General features: G+C 67.1%; 14 protein-coding genes. 12 read left to right on the top strand and 2 right to left on the bottom strand.

All coding sequences use genetic code 11. The features are described from left to right. Positions 1-641: 641 nt before the first annotated feature. From ACWGDX_RS18200 to ACWGDX_RS18175, 6 genes are all read left to right on the top strand, one after another. Positions 642-1664 (top strand): aldo/keto reductase, encoded by a 1023-nt coding sequence (locus ACWGDX_RS18200; protein ID WP_453626702.1) that lies wholly within the window; start codon positions 642-644, stop codon positions 1662-1664. 157 nt (positions 1665-1821) lie between these two features. Next, positions 1822-2868, top strand: a complete 1047-nt coding sequence (locus tag ACWGDX_RS18195) for an ABC transporter ATP-binding protein (protein WP_453626700.1) — start codon at positions 1822-1824, stop codon at positions 2866-2868. Then, positions 2861-3658 (top strand): ABC transporter permease, encoded by a 798-nt coding sequence (locus ACWGDX_RS18190; RefSeq protein WP_453626698.1) that lies wholly within the window; start codon positions 2861-2863, stop codon positions 3656-3658. The genes ACWGDX_RS18195 and ACWGDX_RS18190 overlap by 8 nt, the downstream gene beginning before the upstream one ends. Position 3659: 1 nt before the next feature. Beyond that, positions 3660-4490, top strand: a complete 831-nt coding sequence (locus ACWGDX_RS18185; RefSeq protein WP_453626696.1) for an ABC transporter permease — start codon at positions 3660-3662, stop codon at positions 4488-4490. A 975-nt stretch (positions 4491-5465) separates the two neighbouring features. Beyond that, entirely contained in the window at positions 5466-6542 is a 1077-nt protein-coding gene (locus ACWGDX_RS18180) for a transcriptional regulator (protein ID WP_453626695.1), read from the top strand. Positions 6543-6551: 9 nt separating this feature from the next. Next, positions 6552-7361: a glycosyltransferase family 8 protein gene (locus ACWGDX_RS18175; protein WP_453626693.1), complete on the top strand. Its 810-nt coding sequence runs from the start codon at positions 6552-6554 to the stop codon at positions 7359-7361. Between the two features lie 48 nt (positions 7362-7409). On the opposite strand, the gene ACWGDX_RS18170 is transcribed toward ACWGDX_RS18175, so the two are convergent. Next, entirely contained in the window at positions 7410-8129 is a 720-nt protein-coding gene (locus ACWGDX_RS18170; protein ID WP_453626691.1) for a hypothetical protein, read from the bottom strand. A 215-nt stretch (positions 8130-8344) separates the two neighbouring features. Between ACWGDX_RS18170 and ACWGDX_RS18165 the strand changes: the two genes are divergently transcribed. Next, positions 8345-8833 carry a hypothetical protein gene (locus ACWGDX_RS18165; protein ID WP_453626689.1) on the top strand — a complete coding sequence of 163 codons (489 nt, stop codon included), beginning with the start codon at positions 8345-8347 and terminating at the stop codon, positions 8831-8833. Between the two features lie 124 nt (positions 8834-8957). Beyond that, positions 8958-9653, top strand: a complete 696-nt coding sequence (locus tag ACWGDX_RS18160) for a hypothetical protein (RefSeq protein WP_453626687.1) — start codon at positions 8958-8960, stop codon at positions 9651-9653. A gap of 19 nt (positions 9654-9672) precedes the next feature. Here the strand turns inward: ACWGDX_RS18160 and ACWGDX_RS18155 are convergent, their stop codons facing one another. Continuing rightward, the gene (locus ACWGDX_RS18155) at positions 9673-11493 is read right to left on the bottom strand and encodes a BTAD domain-containing putative transcriptional regulator (RefSeq protein WP_453626685.1); all 1821 of its coding nucleotides are present in this window, start codon (positions 11491-11493) and stop codon (positions 9673-9675) included. Between the two features lie 288 nt (positions 11494-11781). Here ACWGDX_RS18155 and ACWGDX_RS18150 point away from each other — a divergent pair, with 288 nt between their 5' ends. The 4 genes from ACWGDX_RS18150 to ACWGDX_RS18135 all read left to right on the top strand — a co-directional run bounded on the left by ACWGDX_RS18150 (position 11782) and on the right by ACWGDX_RS18135 (position 16110). Continuing rightward, a complete protein-coding gene (locus ACWGDX_RS18150) occupies positions 11782-12831 on the top strand; it encodes an iron-containing redox enzyme family protein (protein WP_453626683.1) in 1050 nt (349 codons plus the stop codon). Between the two features lie 133 nt (positions 12832-12964). Next, positions 12965-13672 carry a 2OG-Fe dioxygenase family protein gene (locus ACWGDX_RS18145; RefSeq protein WP_453626681.1) on the top strand — a complete coding sequence of 236 codons (708 nt, stop codon included), beginning with the start codon at positions 12965-12967 and terminating at the stop codon, positions 13670-13672. Between the two features lie 231 nt (positions 13673-13903). Further along, positions 13904-14911, top strand: coding sequence for a diaminopimelate epimerase (gene dapF / locus ACWGDX_RS18140; protein WP_453626679.1), 1008 nt, complete (start codon positions 13904-13906; stop codon positions 14909-14911). Then, a complete protein-coding gene (locus ACWGDX_RS18135; protein WP_453626677.1) occupies positions 14908-16110 on the top strand; it encodes a pyridoxal phosphate-dependent aminotransferase in 1203 nt (400 codons plus the stop codon). The genes dapF and ACWGDX_RS18135 overlap by 4 nt, the downstream gene beginning before the upstream one ends. The last annotated feature ends 167 nt before the right edge of the window (positions 16111-16277 follow it).

Raw genomic sequence — 16277 nt, 5'->3', positions numbered from 1 at the left:
ATCCGCGGCAAACGGTTCAGCACCGGTCCCATCGACAACAGTGCCGCCTCGAACAATGACATCGTATTCGGGCATGGGTTTCCCTTCCGTCCGTGTCGCTCAAGGCTGTCCCCGCGATCCCCGATGGATCGGCGTGCCGTGTCGAACGAGGCCGTCGCGCACCCGCCGGGAATTACGGGACGGCCCTCAAGGGGTTGTCTCCGACTCCGGAAGAAGTGTTCGCCCGTACCTGGTGAAGGAATTACGGCGGGAGTATGGGCGCGGCAAGCGCTGATTCAGATTAGGGTCCGCTCCTGGGCAAGACAACCCGTCGAAGTTGTTCACGGGCCGTCAGGAGAGGTGATTCCGGCAGTTCGTGACGTCCGCTCGGGGATGGTGAGCGGAGCGGACACCGCATGGACGTACTCGGTCTGGCCCGACCTGGCCGGTCGCGGGTGTTCAACTGCTTGTCCTCCGCAGTTGAACACCCCCGCCCAGGCCCGGCGGGGCGCTCCGTGCACTTCTTCGCCTCCCCGCGGAATCCCCTATACCAGAAACAAGCGCCTGCGTCTGGACCAGTTGACACCTCCACGGTCCTGTCGCACTCTCCGTTGGTCCACATCCGGGAAACCGAGCCGCCGGTGAGAGCACCGCGAGGAGACATGGTGAAGCTGAACAGACTCGGACGCTCCGGGCTCTTCGTCTCGCAGATTTCTCTGGGAACGATGAATTTCGGATCGTCGGGTCCCGGTGCCTGCACCACCGAGGAGGCGAGCCGTATCGTCGGACGTTTTCTGGAGGCCGGCGGAAATCTTATCGACACCGCGGACATCTACACCGCGGGCGAGTCGGAGAAGATCCTCGGCCACGTCCTGAAGGGCCGGCGCGACTCCGTACTTCTCGCGACAAAGGGCGGCCTCGGCGCCGGCACCGACCCCAACGCGCGCGGCCTGTCCCGCCGCCATCTGACCAGGGCCCTGGAGGCGAGCCTCCGCCGGCTCGGCACGGACCATGTGGATCTCTACCAGTGCCATGTCTGGGACGCCCACACACCCGTCGACGAGACCATGGCGACCCTGGAATCCTTCGTGCGTGCGGGAAAGGTACGCTATCTCGGCTGCTCGAACTTCACGGCCGCACAGATCGTCCAGGCCCAGTGGGCGGCCGATCGTGCCCGGTCGACACCGTTCGTCGCCCTCCAGGCCCAGTACTCGCTGGTCGCGCGGAGCGTCGAGGCGGAGATCCTTCCGGTCTGCCGGGACCTGGGCCTCGGCACACTGGCCTGGTCGCCCCTCGGAGGAGGCCTGCTCGCCGGGCGGTACCGCCGCGGAACAGCACCCGATGCCGACTCCCGGGTGTCGAGGACGAAGGAGTCGTCACGCGCGGCCGCCGCGTGGGCGAAGGCCGTCCTCGACCCGGTCAACCTGGATATCGCGGAAGCGCTGCGGACCATCGCCGGCGAACTGGGCGTCGATTCCGCGACCGTCGCACTGAGCTGGCTCCTCACGAACTCATCGGTGACATCCGTCGTCATCGGTCCGCGCCATGTGGACCAGTTGACCGGAAATCTACGCGCCTCGGAATTTAAACTGCCCCCGGCCGTCATCGCGAGGCTGAACGATATCTCCGCCGCAACCACGGTCAAACCCGTGACGGGAAGGGGTCTTCTGACCACCGGCCGGTAGACAGGAGCGAATCGACCGGCCCTACGCGGTCCCAAGCCTTTTGTACGACATCTCCGCGACCCGGTGGAGTCGGTCGCCGGAACCGGTTCCCGCAAAGGTTGCCCGCTATCTCGCCTCTGTGATCTCCTCATGCCCATCGACGTCTTGCGGAGGTGCCATGAGGGACAGTCACGCCCCGGAGCGACGACACGGCGACAGTTGTATCGACGTGGAGGACTTGGTGGTCACCTACCGGGTACGGGTCCGTGAAAACGCGATGGCTATGCGCCGGGCACGAAGGCGGAAGAGCACGGTCGAAGCGGTACGGGGCGTGAGTTTCTCCGTCGGCCGCGGCGAGATCGTGGGATTCCTGGGGCCCAACGGCGCGGGAAAGACATCGGTGCTCAAATGTCTCTCCGGTCTGCTTCATCCGACCGCGGGGCGTGTGAAAGTCCTCGGCCATACTCCGCACAGACGGTCCGCCGACTTCCTCCGCGACATCACACTGAGCATGGGCCAGCGCAATCAACTGCTGTGGGACCTGCCTCCTGTCGACACGTTTCTGGCCAACAAGGCCATCTACCGGATTCCGGACGCGCGGTATCGCAGAACTCTGGACGATCTGATCGAACTGCTCGGTCTGGGACCGCTGCTGAGCAAACCGGTGCGCCAGCTCAGCCTCGGCGAGAGGACACGGTGCGAGCTGGCCGCCGCGCTGCTCCACGAGCCGCGGGTGCTGTTCCTCGACGAGCCCACACTCGGACTCGATGTCGAGGGCCAGCAGGCACTCCGGACGTTCGTCGCCCAGTACCGGCGGAAGCGGCACGCCACCGTGCTGCTGACCAGCCACGACATGTCCGATATCGTCGATGTGAGCGACCGGGTGCTCCTGATCGACGGGGGCCGGGTCCGCTACGACGGCGATCTGGCGAAGCTGGTCGCGAAGGCCGCCCCGGATGTACTGATCCGCTGCCGCACTCCCCACACCGTACCGCCGCCGCTTCCGGGCTGTTCGGCGGTCTGGTGGGAGGGCGAGGTGCTGTGTGTCAGAGCGCCGCGGGAGCTCGCCGCCCACGCCGCGTCGACACTGCTGAGCAGCCTGGAGGTGTCCGACCTGACCGTTACTCCTCCGGCTGTCGAGGATGTACTGCGGGAGATGATCGTCGGCGAGATGCACGGGAAGGGCTCCGCATCCACTCTCCTGGCCGGCGATACGAATGCGTGAAGTGATCCGTTTGTACGGGGGGCTCCTCCCGGTGTCCTGGCGCGACGGCGTCGCCTATCGGGGACGGGTGTGGCTGGACATCTTCAGGATGTTCTTCCCGCTGCTCATGATGTGGGTATGGCTCACGATCGCCCAGCAGCAAGGGGGTTCGGTCAACGGCCTGGATTCCAATTTCTTCGTACGGTACTACGTGACGGCCGCGGTTGTCGCCCAAGTCAGCGTGACCTCTATTTCCATGGTGTGGGACGACGCCATTCGGCTGGGAACGCTGTCCTCGATGCTTCTCCGTCCTGCGGATCCGGTGCATCATCTGCTGTGCAAGGAGCTCTGCCGCAGGGCCCTCGCGGCGAGCGCGGGAATCCCCATGCTCATCATCGTCCTGCTTGTCACGGGCGGTTATCCGGGGAATCCGCTGAAATTCCTTCTGGGGATCGCCGCACTACTGATCGGCTTCATGTTGAACTTCTTCATGGCAACCGCGATCGGCATGCTGGCCTTCTGGCTGACCCAGGTCCAGCGCATCACCCTCCTGTGGACAGGCATCGGATCCTTCCTGGCAGGCGGAGTCGCTCCGCTGCGACTGCTCCCCCACTGGTTTCAGGACCTGGCCGCCGTACTTCCCTTCAAGGCCACGCTCGGCACCCCGGTCGAACTGCTCACCGGCGATGCCGCCGTCCTGGCCGGCCTGCGCGGACTCGGCGCGGGACTTGTCTGGACCGCCGTCGCCCTGCTGATCTATCGAGTGCTGTGGCGGCGCGGGCTGCGGCAGTACTCGGCGGTCGGTGCCTGAAATGGCCGGTCCCGAACCGGTCTTCAGGTCGAGGATCCGCCGGCTGGGCGACTATGTCCGCGCGTTTCGGGTGTTCCACCGGGACAGCACGGCTGCCGAGATGTCGTACTCCGGCAATCTGGCAGCCGGTGTCGTACTCAGCCTCTTCTGGATGATCTGGGCCATTGTCGGATTGCGCCTGTTCTTCATCCACGTGCCCTCGCTGCACGGCTGGAACTTCGACGAGGCGCTTCTCGTCCTCGCGCTGTTCTTCACCGTGAACGGCGTACGGCAGGCGCTTTTCCAGCCCAATATGAAGCGTATGACCCAGTACATCCAACAGGGCACCTTGGACCTGTTCCTGGTCAAGCCGATCAGTACCCAGTTCCTCGTCAGCTTCCGCTACATCAACGCCGTCTCCTGGACCGATTGCGGCTGGGGAATCCTGCTGGCCGTGTACGCGCTCGTCCGTGTCGGGTACGTTCCCTCCCTCCAAGACGTCGTCCAGTTCATCTGCCTGCTGGCAGCCGCCGTTGTCCTGCTGTACTGCCTCAGCTTCGGCCTGCAGACCCTGACCTTGTGGACGGTTCAGTCCAAGGGACTCGACGATCTCGTCCACGCGATCCTGGAGATCTCGCGCTACCCCACGTACTTCTACGGCAGCACGGTCGGCTTCCTGTTCAAGACCGTGGTGCCGGTCGCGTTCCTGACCACGGTGCCCTCCGAAGCCCTCCTCGGACACCAGGGATGGGCCACGGTGCTCGCCGCTGCCGCCCTCGCGGCGGTCTCGGTCGCGATCACCCGGGGGATGTGGGTGCTCGCACTGCGGAGCTACCAGGGCGTCAGCGGTTGAGGCCGCCCCCGGCTCCGGCCCCGGCTCCGGGGGCACGGATCCGGTCACTCGGCAGAACGAAGGAATCGCCGCAGCCCCTGGGCGCTTCCCCGCCACACGCTCGGGGTGAGCCGACGGTGTCCGGTGGCTTGATTTACGCACTGTTACGGAAGAGACAGTTGTGTTCAAGTGAGAATGTGCAGGATCTCCTTGAGCCCGCGTCCGGTTGGGCGTCGGTCCAGGTTTCGCGATGCACGAAAACGCCCGTACTGCCCAAGACCGTATGAGAGAGGCGTGAGTCACATATGGGTCACAACGATCAAATTCCGGTTCCGGCGCTCAGACTGGCCGAAGGCTCCTCGATCATCCGTCCGCTCGACCATGGCTCGGCGGACGGACGCGGCGACGGCGGCAGTACGGAGGAAAGCAGACGGCGTCGACTATGTTGACGCGCCATGGCCGCCCTGACGCACCCGGGCCATGAATCCATCTGTTCCGCACGACGCCCGAGGACCGCTTCCGATTCACCCGTAGGCACTTCCGGCCGGTCCGTCGGTTTCACCGGACCGGCTACGGGTGGGTAGCAGGACCCCATCGGGCTGCCCGAACGTGCCGGGAATTCGGTCGATTCATCTCGGTCCGGCGTGCCGCGATGTCCGCGGCCGGCCGACACGCCGACGGCATGGAATCACGTCGTCCCTCACACAGGACTTCACGACCGAACTCCCGCGTCCGTCCGGGCGATGACCGCCCCGAAGCCGCGATCACCGACGCGGCCGACATGTCCGCACACATGTGGCAAAGCCCAAGAATCCCACACATCACCTCCACTCCCTGTTTCTTCCGCGTGGCCCTGCTCACCGTTTCGATGGTCTTTCCGGCCCACCGTGGGCAGCCGGCGGCACTGGCAAGGCGGCGGAAGAGGCATGCCATGTCTCCATAGCACCGGGCAAAAGTACGAGATAGTCCACACTGTTCCTTGCGTAAGGGGTACTGGTGAGCGCTGTCGATCGAACAGAAAAAGTCGCGTTTGACGATCCGGCCGACTTGATGGCTCTCTACACGAAGGAAATCCAGAAATCACTCGTCGAGCTGGTTCCCATCGCCTCCCTGCTGGAAGCGGATTCTCCTCGCGGATTAGGCGAGAACAGCAGACACGTACAGATACTGGCCGAGACGGAGTCTCCGCTGCCGCCGATCATCGTGCACCGCGGCACGATGAGAGTCATTGACGGTATGCATCGCGTCCGCGCGGCCCAGCTCCGAGGAGAGGACCATATTCCCGCCCACTTCTACGAGGGGCGCGATGAGGATGTCTTTCTTCTTTCCGTCGCGGTGAACATGGCGCATGGCCTTCCGCTGTCGCTGACGGATCGCACGGCCGCCGCGGAGAGAATCTTCGGATTCCATCCGCAATGGTCCGACCGGGCGGTCGCGCTCGTCGCCGGTATCTCGGCGAAGAAGGCGTCGGAGATACGCGACCGACTTGCCGGGAGCGCGAAAGCGGTCCCCTGCAGAGTGGGGCGTGACGGCCGGTCCAGGCCGCTCAACGGCGCGAAGGGCCGCGAACGGGCAAGCGCGCTGATCAAGCAGGATCCCGAGGCGTCTCTCCGCCAGATCGCGAAGGCGGCCGGTATCTCACCGGCGACAGCGGCGGATGTACGGGACCGCCTGCGGCGCGGTGTCGCGCCTGTCCCCCAGAAACAACGGGAGACCAAGGAGAAGAGCCGGCGTTCGGGTTCCACCGTGTTGCACAACGATCCCGCCTACGGCGAGAAGGCCAAGTCGGTCGCCCAGTTGATCTCGATATCCGACAGACTCCGCAAGGATCCGTCGCTGCGCTTCAACGATGTGGGGCGGACCGTTCTTCGTATGCTGGACGCGTGTGCCGTCGCCGCCCGTGACAAACATCGGATCGTCGAAGCGCTGCCGCCCCACTGTCGCGGCCCGATAGCCGAACTCGTTCATGGCTACGCGGAGATCTGGCGGTCACTGGGAGAGGAACTGGAGCACGCCAAGTACCAGGACACACATCACCCGGAGTCGCCGGCGGACAACCCGCGAGCGATGTGAGGAGAAAAGATGACAGCGGGACCGTTCTATATAGTCCTGGCGTGCGACGAAGCCTATCTACGACCGACCGCGGTCACCATCCGATCAATCACCGCACAGCCATGGAGTTCACCGCCGACGATCATGGTGATGCATTCAGGGCTGCCGGACAACCGCGTAGCCATGTTGCGGAATTGGGTGGGTCAGGTCGAAATGGTGCGGGTGCCGCCCATCAAAGGATCGGGGCGTGCGGTGGGCGCGCGGGGCGCTCGGCATGTGTCGGAGGCCATGTATCTGAAGATCGCCGTGCCGGACCACTCTCCCGTCGACGCCGAGAAGGTTCTCTACCTCGATTCGGACACCCTGGTGACCGGTCCCGTGGAGGAGCTGTTCGCGACGGATCTCGCCGGAAAGTGCCTCGGTGCCGTGCAGGATCGTTTCGTCAACGGAACGCATCTTCCTGAGATCGAGAGATCGGATACCGGTTACTTCAACTCCGGCGTGCTGCTCTTCGATGTCGAGGCCGCCAGAAGACATGAGTTGGGGGAACGGACCCTCGCCTACGCTGAGCGGAAGTACGGCACATTGCCGTACCCGGATCAAGACGCGCTCAATGTCGCCGCCGCCGACTGCTGGACCCCCCTGGAAAGCCGCTGGAACCGAATGCTCGGGGAAGGTATAAAGGCCCGTGGTAGCGCGGAACAGCACAACGAGATGTCGGGCGCCCGCATCATCCATCTGCCCGGTCCGACCAAGCCCTGGTCCGACGATTTTCCGGCCGGCCCGATTCTGGACGAGTACATGAAGCACTCCGCCTCGATTCCCGACCCGAAGCGCTGACGGCAGGGGTCATCGCGCGCTCAAGCGCCGACCCACCCGGCTCGGCAGTTACAACTCCATGGATCCCGCGAGGTCTCCGATCTCTTGAAGCCGCCTCTCGGTGAGATCACGCACATCCCAGATGAGCTCGGCTACGCCGGCAACGGATGGTTTCGCATGTAAGGACACAGCGGGCAGAGCGATGCCGGTCAATGCCGCCAGGTCATCGGAGGGGACATCGAGAACGGCGCAGAAGTCCGCGAGAAGGTCAGCGGTCAGGGGGATGGTGCCACGCCCTACTTCTCCGTAGGTGGCAGCTGACCAGTAGCGGTCCGTGACCAAAAGGAACGTCTTGGCCATGGCTGTCCAGCCAAGGTTGCGGTTGCGGACCAGGCGCACGAGCACAGCGCCAGGACCGTCCGGGTACTGCTCGTACGCCAGCGGTCCGCGAACGGGCCGCGCACGCTCCTCCCTCGGCATTGACGCCACGAACCGGCGCAGGACGTTCCTTTGTTCCGGCGGCAGGGCAACGGCGCGCCGGACCAGATGGGGAACGTGCCATCCGGCCTTGGGATCAGCAGGAACAAGATCGTCGGGTACGTCGGCACCTGCGATCACGAAGAGGTCTGATGTGTGCAGCCCAAGGGCGGGCGCGAGCCGCCGCAGCAGGCATGGGCTCGGCTCACCGCCCCTTAACACGCTCAGGAGTTCAGACTCGGCGACGTCAGCCGACCGGCCCAGCACACCGATATCCAACTGCCTGCGCTCGGCCAGCCGCTCCAGCAGCACTCCGAAGCCCCCACCTTCAGCCATCCGAGCAGAGTAGCCGTGCTGTCTCGGGAGATTGGTGCCGTCTCGGCGGACGATCCCGAGGGGGGCACAGCCGAGTACGAGGCGGCGACTCAGGGCAGTTTCACCACGGGAGGTGCTCCGACCGGTCGACGAACTGTCCCGTCCGGGCCGATCGTCGCGAGGGTCTCGATGGACTGTGGGGGGGCAGGCAGGTGGATTCGGACACGATCGTTGCCACGGCGGCGACAGTCATCGCGCTCGCGGCACTCTGGGTCAGTTACGTGCAGACCAGAGCCGTACGGTCACACAACCACCAGTCCGTAAGGCCCTTGCTGGTGATGCGACGCGTCAAGGGGCACGAAGAGCGCAAGACAGGCATCTTGCTCATCAACGCCGGACTTGGGCCGGCCATCGTGACCAACTCTGTGGTGCGGTTGGACGGAGAACACATCGGCCAGTGGAATTACCACACGCAAGAACGCGTCGCGGCATCGCTGCCCGTGCGGCCCAATGCCTACTCCCTGCGCCCGGGTGCCGTGGTCCTTGCCGGGCAGTCCGCCTTCTTGCTGCATCTTGATGAGTTCAGCGAAGACCAGCACGGCCGGTTCTGGGAACTCATCACCCGACGCCTGGTGATCGAGATTCGATACGAGTCGCTCTACGGCGGTGAGGACTTCAAGGCCGCGCCGCCCCTGTTCTGACGAGGTCAGGAAACCGGTCAGGAAACCGGGGTCTTCCGCCCAAGGCCCCTGTCCGCTGAGGGATTGCGTCCCGGAACCGGCCATCGCATGCTGAAGGTTGGGGTATCAGGAGCCGGGGGGACCTGTGGGAGAGACTTCGGTGTGGGCACAACGCAGGGTGTCGACGAGTGCCCGGACCTTACGTCTCCCCAGAGTCCTTCTCGCTCTCGTCTTCGCCGATCTGATCTGGGAGATCGTCAAAGCCAATCTCTCCGAGGAAGACCGCGGCACATGGCCCTGGCGCTTCACCCTGCTCGACGCGTCCACGTGTGCGGCCATTGTCGCCTTGTTGACCGGCATCATCGTGACCCGGGCCCAGTTGTCCCAGACTCTCCAGCCGGTGCTGAGCTGGTCGGGCAGCGTGGGCGGAAGCCGTATGATCGCGGATTCGCGGCGAACGGTCGTCCTGGTCAACGCCGGTGGGGGACGATCCGTGGTCCGTTCCGTGTCCTACCGGATGCGAGCCTCTCCTCAGTACACGGGGCGAGCGGACCTCCCATCCGGATGGATGTCCTGGCACACGGCTGTCGACGGTATCAAGGCCCTCGGCCTCGACTGGGACCAGGACTTCTTCCTTCTCCACCTCGGTTCCGGCGCGGCCATACCCATGACGGCCGGCTCCCGGGAGGGGCTGGAACTGCTCGCGTTGGGCCCCAGAGCGTTCGAGCTGTTGTCCGTACTCGATATCAGGGTTCAGGTCACCGACTCCCTGGGGGACGTATACGAACGGGACCTGCAGTGCATTCGTCCACGGCCCGCCCCCTCCCCGTCCCCCGGCTGAGTACCGCACGCGGAGCTCGTCATCCACCGGCGAGCGCCTGATCCCGCCCGGCCGCGAACTCCTGGACCAGGCGGTGCAAGCGGTAGTGGCCGGCGGCGGGCTCCTGGAGGAGATTGGCGTCGGCGAGGCTCTCCAGGAGCGTCTCGGCCTCGCGAGGTGTGATGCCGGCGAGGAGCGCGGCGGCCCGACCGTCGATGTCATGTCCTTGGCGCCGCCCGAGGAGGCACAGCATCCGTTGCTGGGGGTCGGACAGGCGTACGTACGAGAGCTGGAGGGACCGGGCGACGCCATAGGCGCCGAGGGGATCGCCCGAGGCCAGGCTTTCCGCCAGATGGCTCAGGTCCCAGCCCGGACGGGCGCGCAGCCGGGCGCCGGCGAGTGTGAGAGCCAGCGGCAGTCCCCCGCAGTGCCGGACGACCGACTTGAGCAGCTGGACCGGCTCGGCTCCTACGCGGCGCGGGCCGACGACGGCCTTGAACAGCTGGACGGCCTCGTCCTGTGCCAGGACGTCCAGGGTCAGCAGTCGCGCGTGGTCCAGACGGGCCAGCCGGCGACGGCTGGTGACGATGACCCGGCAGCCGGACCCGGCCGGCAGCAGCGGCCGGACCTGTGCCTCGTCGGCGGCGTCGTCCAGCACCAGCAGGATCCGCCGGTCCCGCGTCAGGCTGCGGAACAGCGCCGCGCGAGCGCCCTCGGTCGACGGCAGTCCGGGGCCGGGGACGCCGAGCGACCGCAGGATGAGTTCCAGGGCGGTCGCCGGCTCGACCGGGGACTCGGACCGGGCGAATCCCTGGAGGTCGACGAAGAGCTGCCCGTCCGGAAAGCGGGGAGCGAGCTGATGGGCGAGACGCACCGCGAAGGCGGTCTTGCCCACGCCCGCCATCCCGTCCACGACACAGACCCGCGCGCCGACCATCGCGTGGGTCGCGCGCCGGGTCTCGGCTGCGGGCAGGTCACGCAGTTGGCTCAGCTGCTTCCGACGGCCGACGAAGTGGCAGGTTTCCAGGGGAAGTTCGGCGGGAACGGCGCCGGTCGCCGCCGTGGCCGTGGAGCGCGGGGGCAGGTCCAGCACCGGGTCGCTGGTGAGGATCTGCCGGTGCAGGCACCGGAGTTCCGGCCCGACGGCGATACCCAGTTCGTTCCGCAGCCGTTCACTGACCTGCTGGAACGCGTCGAGCGCTTCGGCCTGCCGCCCCTGCCGGTAGAGTGCCAGCATCAGCTGCGCCCAGAAGCGCTCCCGCCACGGGCACTCCCTTACCACGTCCTGGAGTTCGGCGATCACCTCGCGGTGCGCCCCGCGTGCCAGATCCAGGTGGATGCGCTGCTCCAGCGCGCTGTGGCGGCGCTCGGCGAGGCCCGGGACGAAATCGCGGTGCAGGGAGTCGGAGGGTACGTTCGACAGGGCGGGCCCGCTCCACAGGCCCAGCGCCTCGCGCAGCAGCGCGCTCTCCCGTCCCTGGTCGCCTTCCGCGCCCACACGCTGGGCCGTCGCCAGCGTGCTGTGGAAACGCAGCAGGTCCAGCTGAGATTCGTCGGCGTTCACGAGATATCCGCCCGAAAGGGTCCGGATCGGCTCAGGCCGCTCGTCGGAGGACTGGCGCAGGACCCGGCGTAATCGCATGACGTACGAGCGGAGTGTGGTGTGCGCGCCCGTGGGAGGGTTCTCACCCCACAGGTGTGCGACCAATTCGTCAGCCGAAACCATCTGATTGGCCTGTAGGAGCATCGAGGCCAGCAAGATCCGTAACTTCGCGGCCGGTACGGGAACTTCCCTTCCGCCGTACAGCACGCGCAGCGGCCCGAGTAAATGGAACTTCGGACCTTCCGCCTGTTTTGCCATATCGCGTCCCCATCTCGCGTCCCGTCGAAGCATCGCTGTGGTCACTGCGTACAGCACGGAGCGGACATCCCGCACCAAATGGGCGTTCCGGCGGCTTCTATGGTGCCAGGCATACGCGCCACCGTCCAGCCACACAGGCGCCACAACCACCTGAGATTCTTCCTGGGTTCAGCGATCGCCGTTCGGTGCAAGTCCGTTTGCGGCCATACCAGGACCGTAATGACGACTTGGCCGGGAATCGCTGCAAGTACTTCTGGAAAATGGCGCACGAATCGAAGGGGGGCGCGCGTGTACGACTCATTCGCGCTGGTCGAGGAGATATCCGGCTGGCTCTCGAAACCGGCCGAAGAAGTGGACCGGAGATTCACGGGAAAGGAACGTGACAGAATACTGGCGGCAGTCAATGAGCTGAATGACGAAGCACTGTCCGGAGATTCGGAGAGCTTCTATCACCAGCAGCTCCTGCTGTCCCGCCTCCACCATCTGATCCTGCGCATCCCGGATGCTCCGACGGCGGAGGGCTCGCTCGCGGTCCACGAGGTGACCGGGCTGCTGGAGCGGGCGACGCTGCGCGGTGAGGACCGTCAGCTGGACGCCGCCCTGCTGGCGGACCTGCCTTCCGAGCCAGGTGAGTTCCTGTCCTGGCTCAAGGAACAGGCCCGGCAGCACCGCGTGTTCAAGCATCCGTACTACATGGATTTCATCCGCAACCACGCCACCGAGGCGGATGTCCGCACCTACATGATCCAGGAGTCCGTGGTCGACGGCCGGTTCGACGACCTGCTGGCGTTGATGCAGGTGGGGACGAGCGGCCCGGCGAAGATGGAGATCGCGGCCAACTTCTGGGACGAGATGGGGAACGGCAAGCCCGCGGAAGTCCACACCCATCTCTTCAACCAGATCTTCGACGTGTTCAAGGTCTCCGAGAAGGAGCTGGAGGAGTCGCTGACCGGCACCGCCCTCCTGAGCGGAAATCTCGCCGTGCTGCTCAGCCGGTATCGGCACCGGTACCCGGAGGCCGTCGGTTTCCTGGGCATGACCGAATGGCTGGTTCCGGACCGCTTCGTCCAGGTGGTGAGCGCGTGGGAGCGCCTCGGTCTGCCGGACGTGGGAATCGTCTATCACCGGCTGCACATCACTGTCGACGCCCAGCACGCGGCGGGCTGGTTCCACAACATCGTGAAGCCGTCGGCGCCCTCGGAATTCATGCGGCTGGGTATCGCCCGCGGGGCACTGTGGCGGCTCAACAGCTCGGCGCGCTATCTCGACGAGCGGCTGGCCGAGGTGTCGGAACGCCTTTCGGGTGAGAAGGCGGAGCACCGCGCCGTCGCGCGTTGAGCCGTCGGCCGAACCGGACCGAAATCCTTCGGTGGTTCCACCGGAATCCCGGAAGTCACGGAAGTCACGGAATCTCCGGAAGCCTCTGGAAAGACCCTCGGAAACAAGCCCCATGGAAGGAAGAGCGATCCTTATGCCACTGACTGCCCAGCGTTTTTCGGTTATCGAGATCCCGGCGGTCCAGCAGAACGTGCTGGACAGTTACGACAACTGCCCGGTCGACGAGTACATGGGCAACGGCACCCGGTACAAGCGGTTCTCGCAGTACCGCATGAGCTTCACGGAGGGCGCCGGCTGGACCTTCTCGCTCCTGCCGCACCGGGACTACACCACGTACAAGAAGTTCAACAATGTCGCCGGTGGTATCCGCCGGGGCTACCTGCCCATCGAGGTGGACTTCACGCCGCTCATCCGGGCCGGTGCCGAGGGCTTTCCCCTGGACACCCAGGACGACTGGCAGATCAATGTGCACCAGAACCGCACCCGGGCGACCGGCGACAAGTCCGGTCCGCTGACCCCGGAGGGCGTGCACCACGACGGGCACGAGTTCGTCATGATCGCTGTCCTGCGGCGCAACAACGTCGGCGGCGGCCTGACCCGGCTGTGGGAGCCCGGCGGCGCGGAGGAGCCGTTCTGGACCGGGACCCTGGAGGCCGGGCAGGCCGTGCTGCTGGACGACCGGGCCATCGCCCACGATGTCACCGACGTGCTCTCGGCCGACGGTGGTCCCGGGCATCGTGACATCGTTATCGTCGCCTTCTCCCGCTGGAGTGAGAAGTGGTACGGCGACGACCACGACGAGGCCGCCCTGAACAACGCGCCCGAGCCGTCGGCGATGTAGGCGGCGCGCGGGGCCGGACCGCTCGGCGCGGTACTCCTCAGGGCCGGACCTCGCCCGGAGGAGTACCGCGCCCGAGGCCGGACCGCCCGAAACCGGACCGCTCGGGGCCGCACAGCCTGGGGCCGCACCGCCTGGGCCGCACGCCGCACGCCTGTCACATGTCGGCGTACGGCCCGCACGGTCGGGCGACAGCCGGCCGGACACGTCACGACTCCCGGAAGCAGGTGGCACGTGCACGACTTCGTGAAGTACCAGGCCCTGGGCAACGACTACCTGGTCGTCGATCCCCTGCGGATCGACCTGCTCGGTCTGCCGTCCGCATCCCGGGCCGCGCGGCTGCTGTGCGACCGGCACTTCGGCGTGGGCGCCGACGGGGTGCTGCTGGGTCCGGTCGGCCCCGTGCGGGCCGGTGAGCCGGTCGTCCTGCGCATCTTCAACTCCGACGGCACCGTCTGCGGCAGGAGCGCCAACGGACTGCGCATCTTCGCGCTCCACCTGTCCCAATACCACCAGGGGGGAAGGGAGTTCGTCATCCGGACCCTCGCCGGTGACACCTCGGTGCGGATCGAGGACCTGGACGCGGGCATCGTGCGGGCGGACCTGGGGCGGCCCAGCTTCGAGGCCGCTGACGTTCCCGCTCCGGAGCTGACGGGACGGGTCCTCGACCGGCCGCTGGAGGTGGCCGGCCGACAGTTCCGGGTGAGCTGTCTGAACAACGGCAACCCGCACACCGTCGTCCCGCTGCCCGAGGTGTCCGCCGCGTTCGCACAGGAGTGGGGCCCCCTGATCGCGGGCCATCCGGCCTTCCCCGAGCGCACGAACGTGCAGTTCATGCGGGTTGTCGACCGCCGGACGGTGGAGATCGAGATCTGGGAGCGTGGCGCCGGCTACACCCTGGCCTCCGGAAGCAGCGCCTGCGCCTCGGTCGGCGCGGCCCACGCTCTGGGCCTGGTCGACCGCTCGGTACGGGTGCTGATGCCCGGTGGAGTCGTGGAGACGGGCATCGACGCCGAGGGCGGGATCACCCTGTCCGGCCCTGTCGAGCAGGTGGCGGCGGGAACCCTCGCACCACGGTTCCGCGCCCGTCTCGGCGTGCCCGCTGTACCCGCCGTGCCCGCCACACCCGCCGAACCGGATATACCGAACGTACCGGACGGGAAGCCCGGCGGGACGGCCGCCGGTGTCACGGCGGGGCACGGGGCCACGGGTGTCGCGGCGGGCCACGGGACCGAGGCATGACGCCCGCCGGCGCCGGAACCCCGGCGAGGTCGGTCTACTCCATAGCCCGTTGGACGTTCGTCGACTCGGCGGGCCGCTATGACATCGACCTCGGCAACAGCTACGTACCCAGCCGCGTCCTGTCCGACCTGACGGTCCCCGCCGGCCTCAGGCTCGACTACGGCACCGACCGGGGCACACCGGAGCTGCGCGGCCGGATCGCCGGACTGTACGGCGGGCGGCCCGAGTCGGTCACGGTCACGCACGGCGCGCAGGAGGCGCTGTTCCTGCTGTTCGACGTACTGCTGCGGCCCGGCGACCAGGTGATCGCGTTCAACCCCGGCTGGCAGCCGCTCCTGGACCTGCCGCCCCGGCACGGCGCGCGGGTGACGGTCCTGCCGTACGGGCCCGACCTGGCCGTCGACGCCGCCGCCGTGGCCGCCGCGGCCGATGACCGGCTGCGGCTGATCGCGCTGAACTCGCCCTGCAATCCCACCGGCCGGCGGGTCGGCGAGCGGGAAGTGCGCGCGCTGGCCGCCCTGGTGGCGGAGCGGGACGCCTATCTGCTGGTCGACGAGGAGTACGCGATCGACCTGTCGCGATCCCCGGCCGTCGGCCAGGACCGGGTGATCTCGGTCTCCGGCCTGTCCAAGACGTACGGCCTGCCGGGGCTGCGCACCGGCTGGATGTACGGCGCGCCGGAGGTGGCGGAGGCGTGCGCGGAACGGAAGTTCCTCACCTCGATCGCCAACTCCGTGCTGTGCGAGGCCCTGGCCTGCTCGGCGCTGGACCGCCACGAGGACTACGTACGGGAATACCACCGGCTGTGCGCCCCGGGCTTGCGGCTCGTGGAGGAGTGGGCGGCCCGCCATCCCGACGCCGTGCGTCTGGTGCCGCCGGACGGTACGCCCTTCGCGTGGGTGCAACTGCGCACCGGCGAGGACTCGTTGAGACTGTGCCGCCGGGCGCTGGAGGCCGGCCTGCTGCTGACCCCCGGGGAGACCATGGGCTCCGGGGAAGGCTTCCGGCTCGGCTTCGCCCGTGATGCCGACACGGTGAGGGAGGGCCTGCGGCGGCTCGACACCGTACTGCTCCCGCCCCCGGGACCGCTGCCGGACCCGGGGCCGCTGCCGGACCCGGGGCCGCTGCCGCACGCGGAACCACCGCCGGACACGGAACCACCGCCGGACGGGCCGTCGTCCGGCCCGTCCGGTGAGTGAGGGCGCTCCCCCGGTCAAGCGGGCGCTCTCCCCTTCCCTGGTCAGGGCGCTCGGGTCCCCGGTCAGGACTTCGCGGGCTGTCCGGCCTCCGCCGCCTCGGCCTCCTCGGCCCGTCGCGGCTCGCCCCCCGTGGCGGGCCGCGCCCGCCCCGCCCGCCGCGCCGGCGC

It is taken from the genome of Streptomyces sp. NPDC055025, assembly GCF_053608565.1.
Note: the sequence above shows the minus strand (reverse complement) of the source record. Positions and strands in the feature narration are given on the sequence as shown.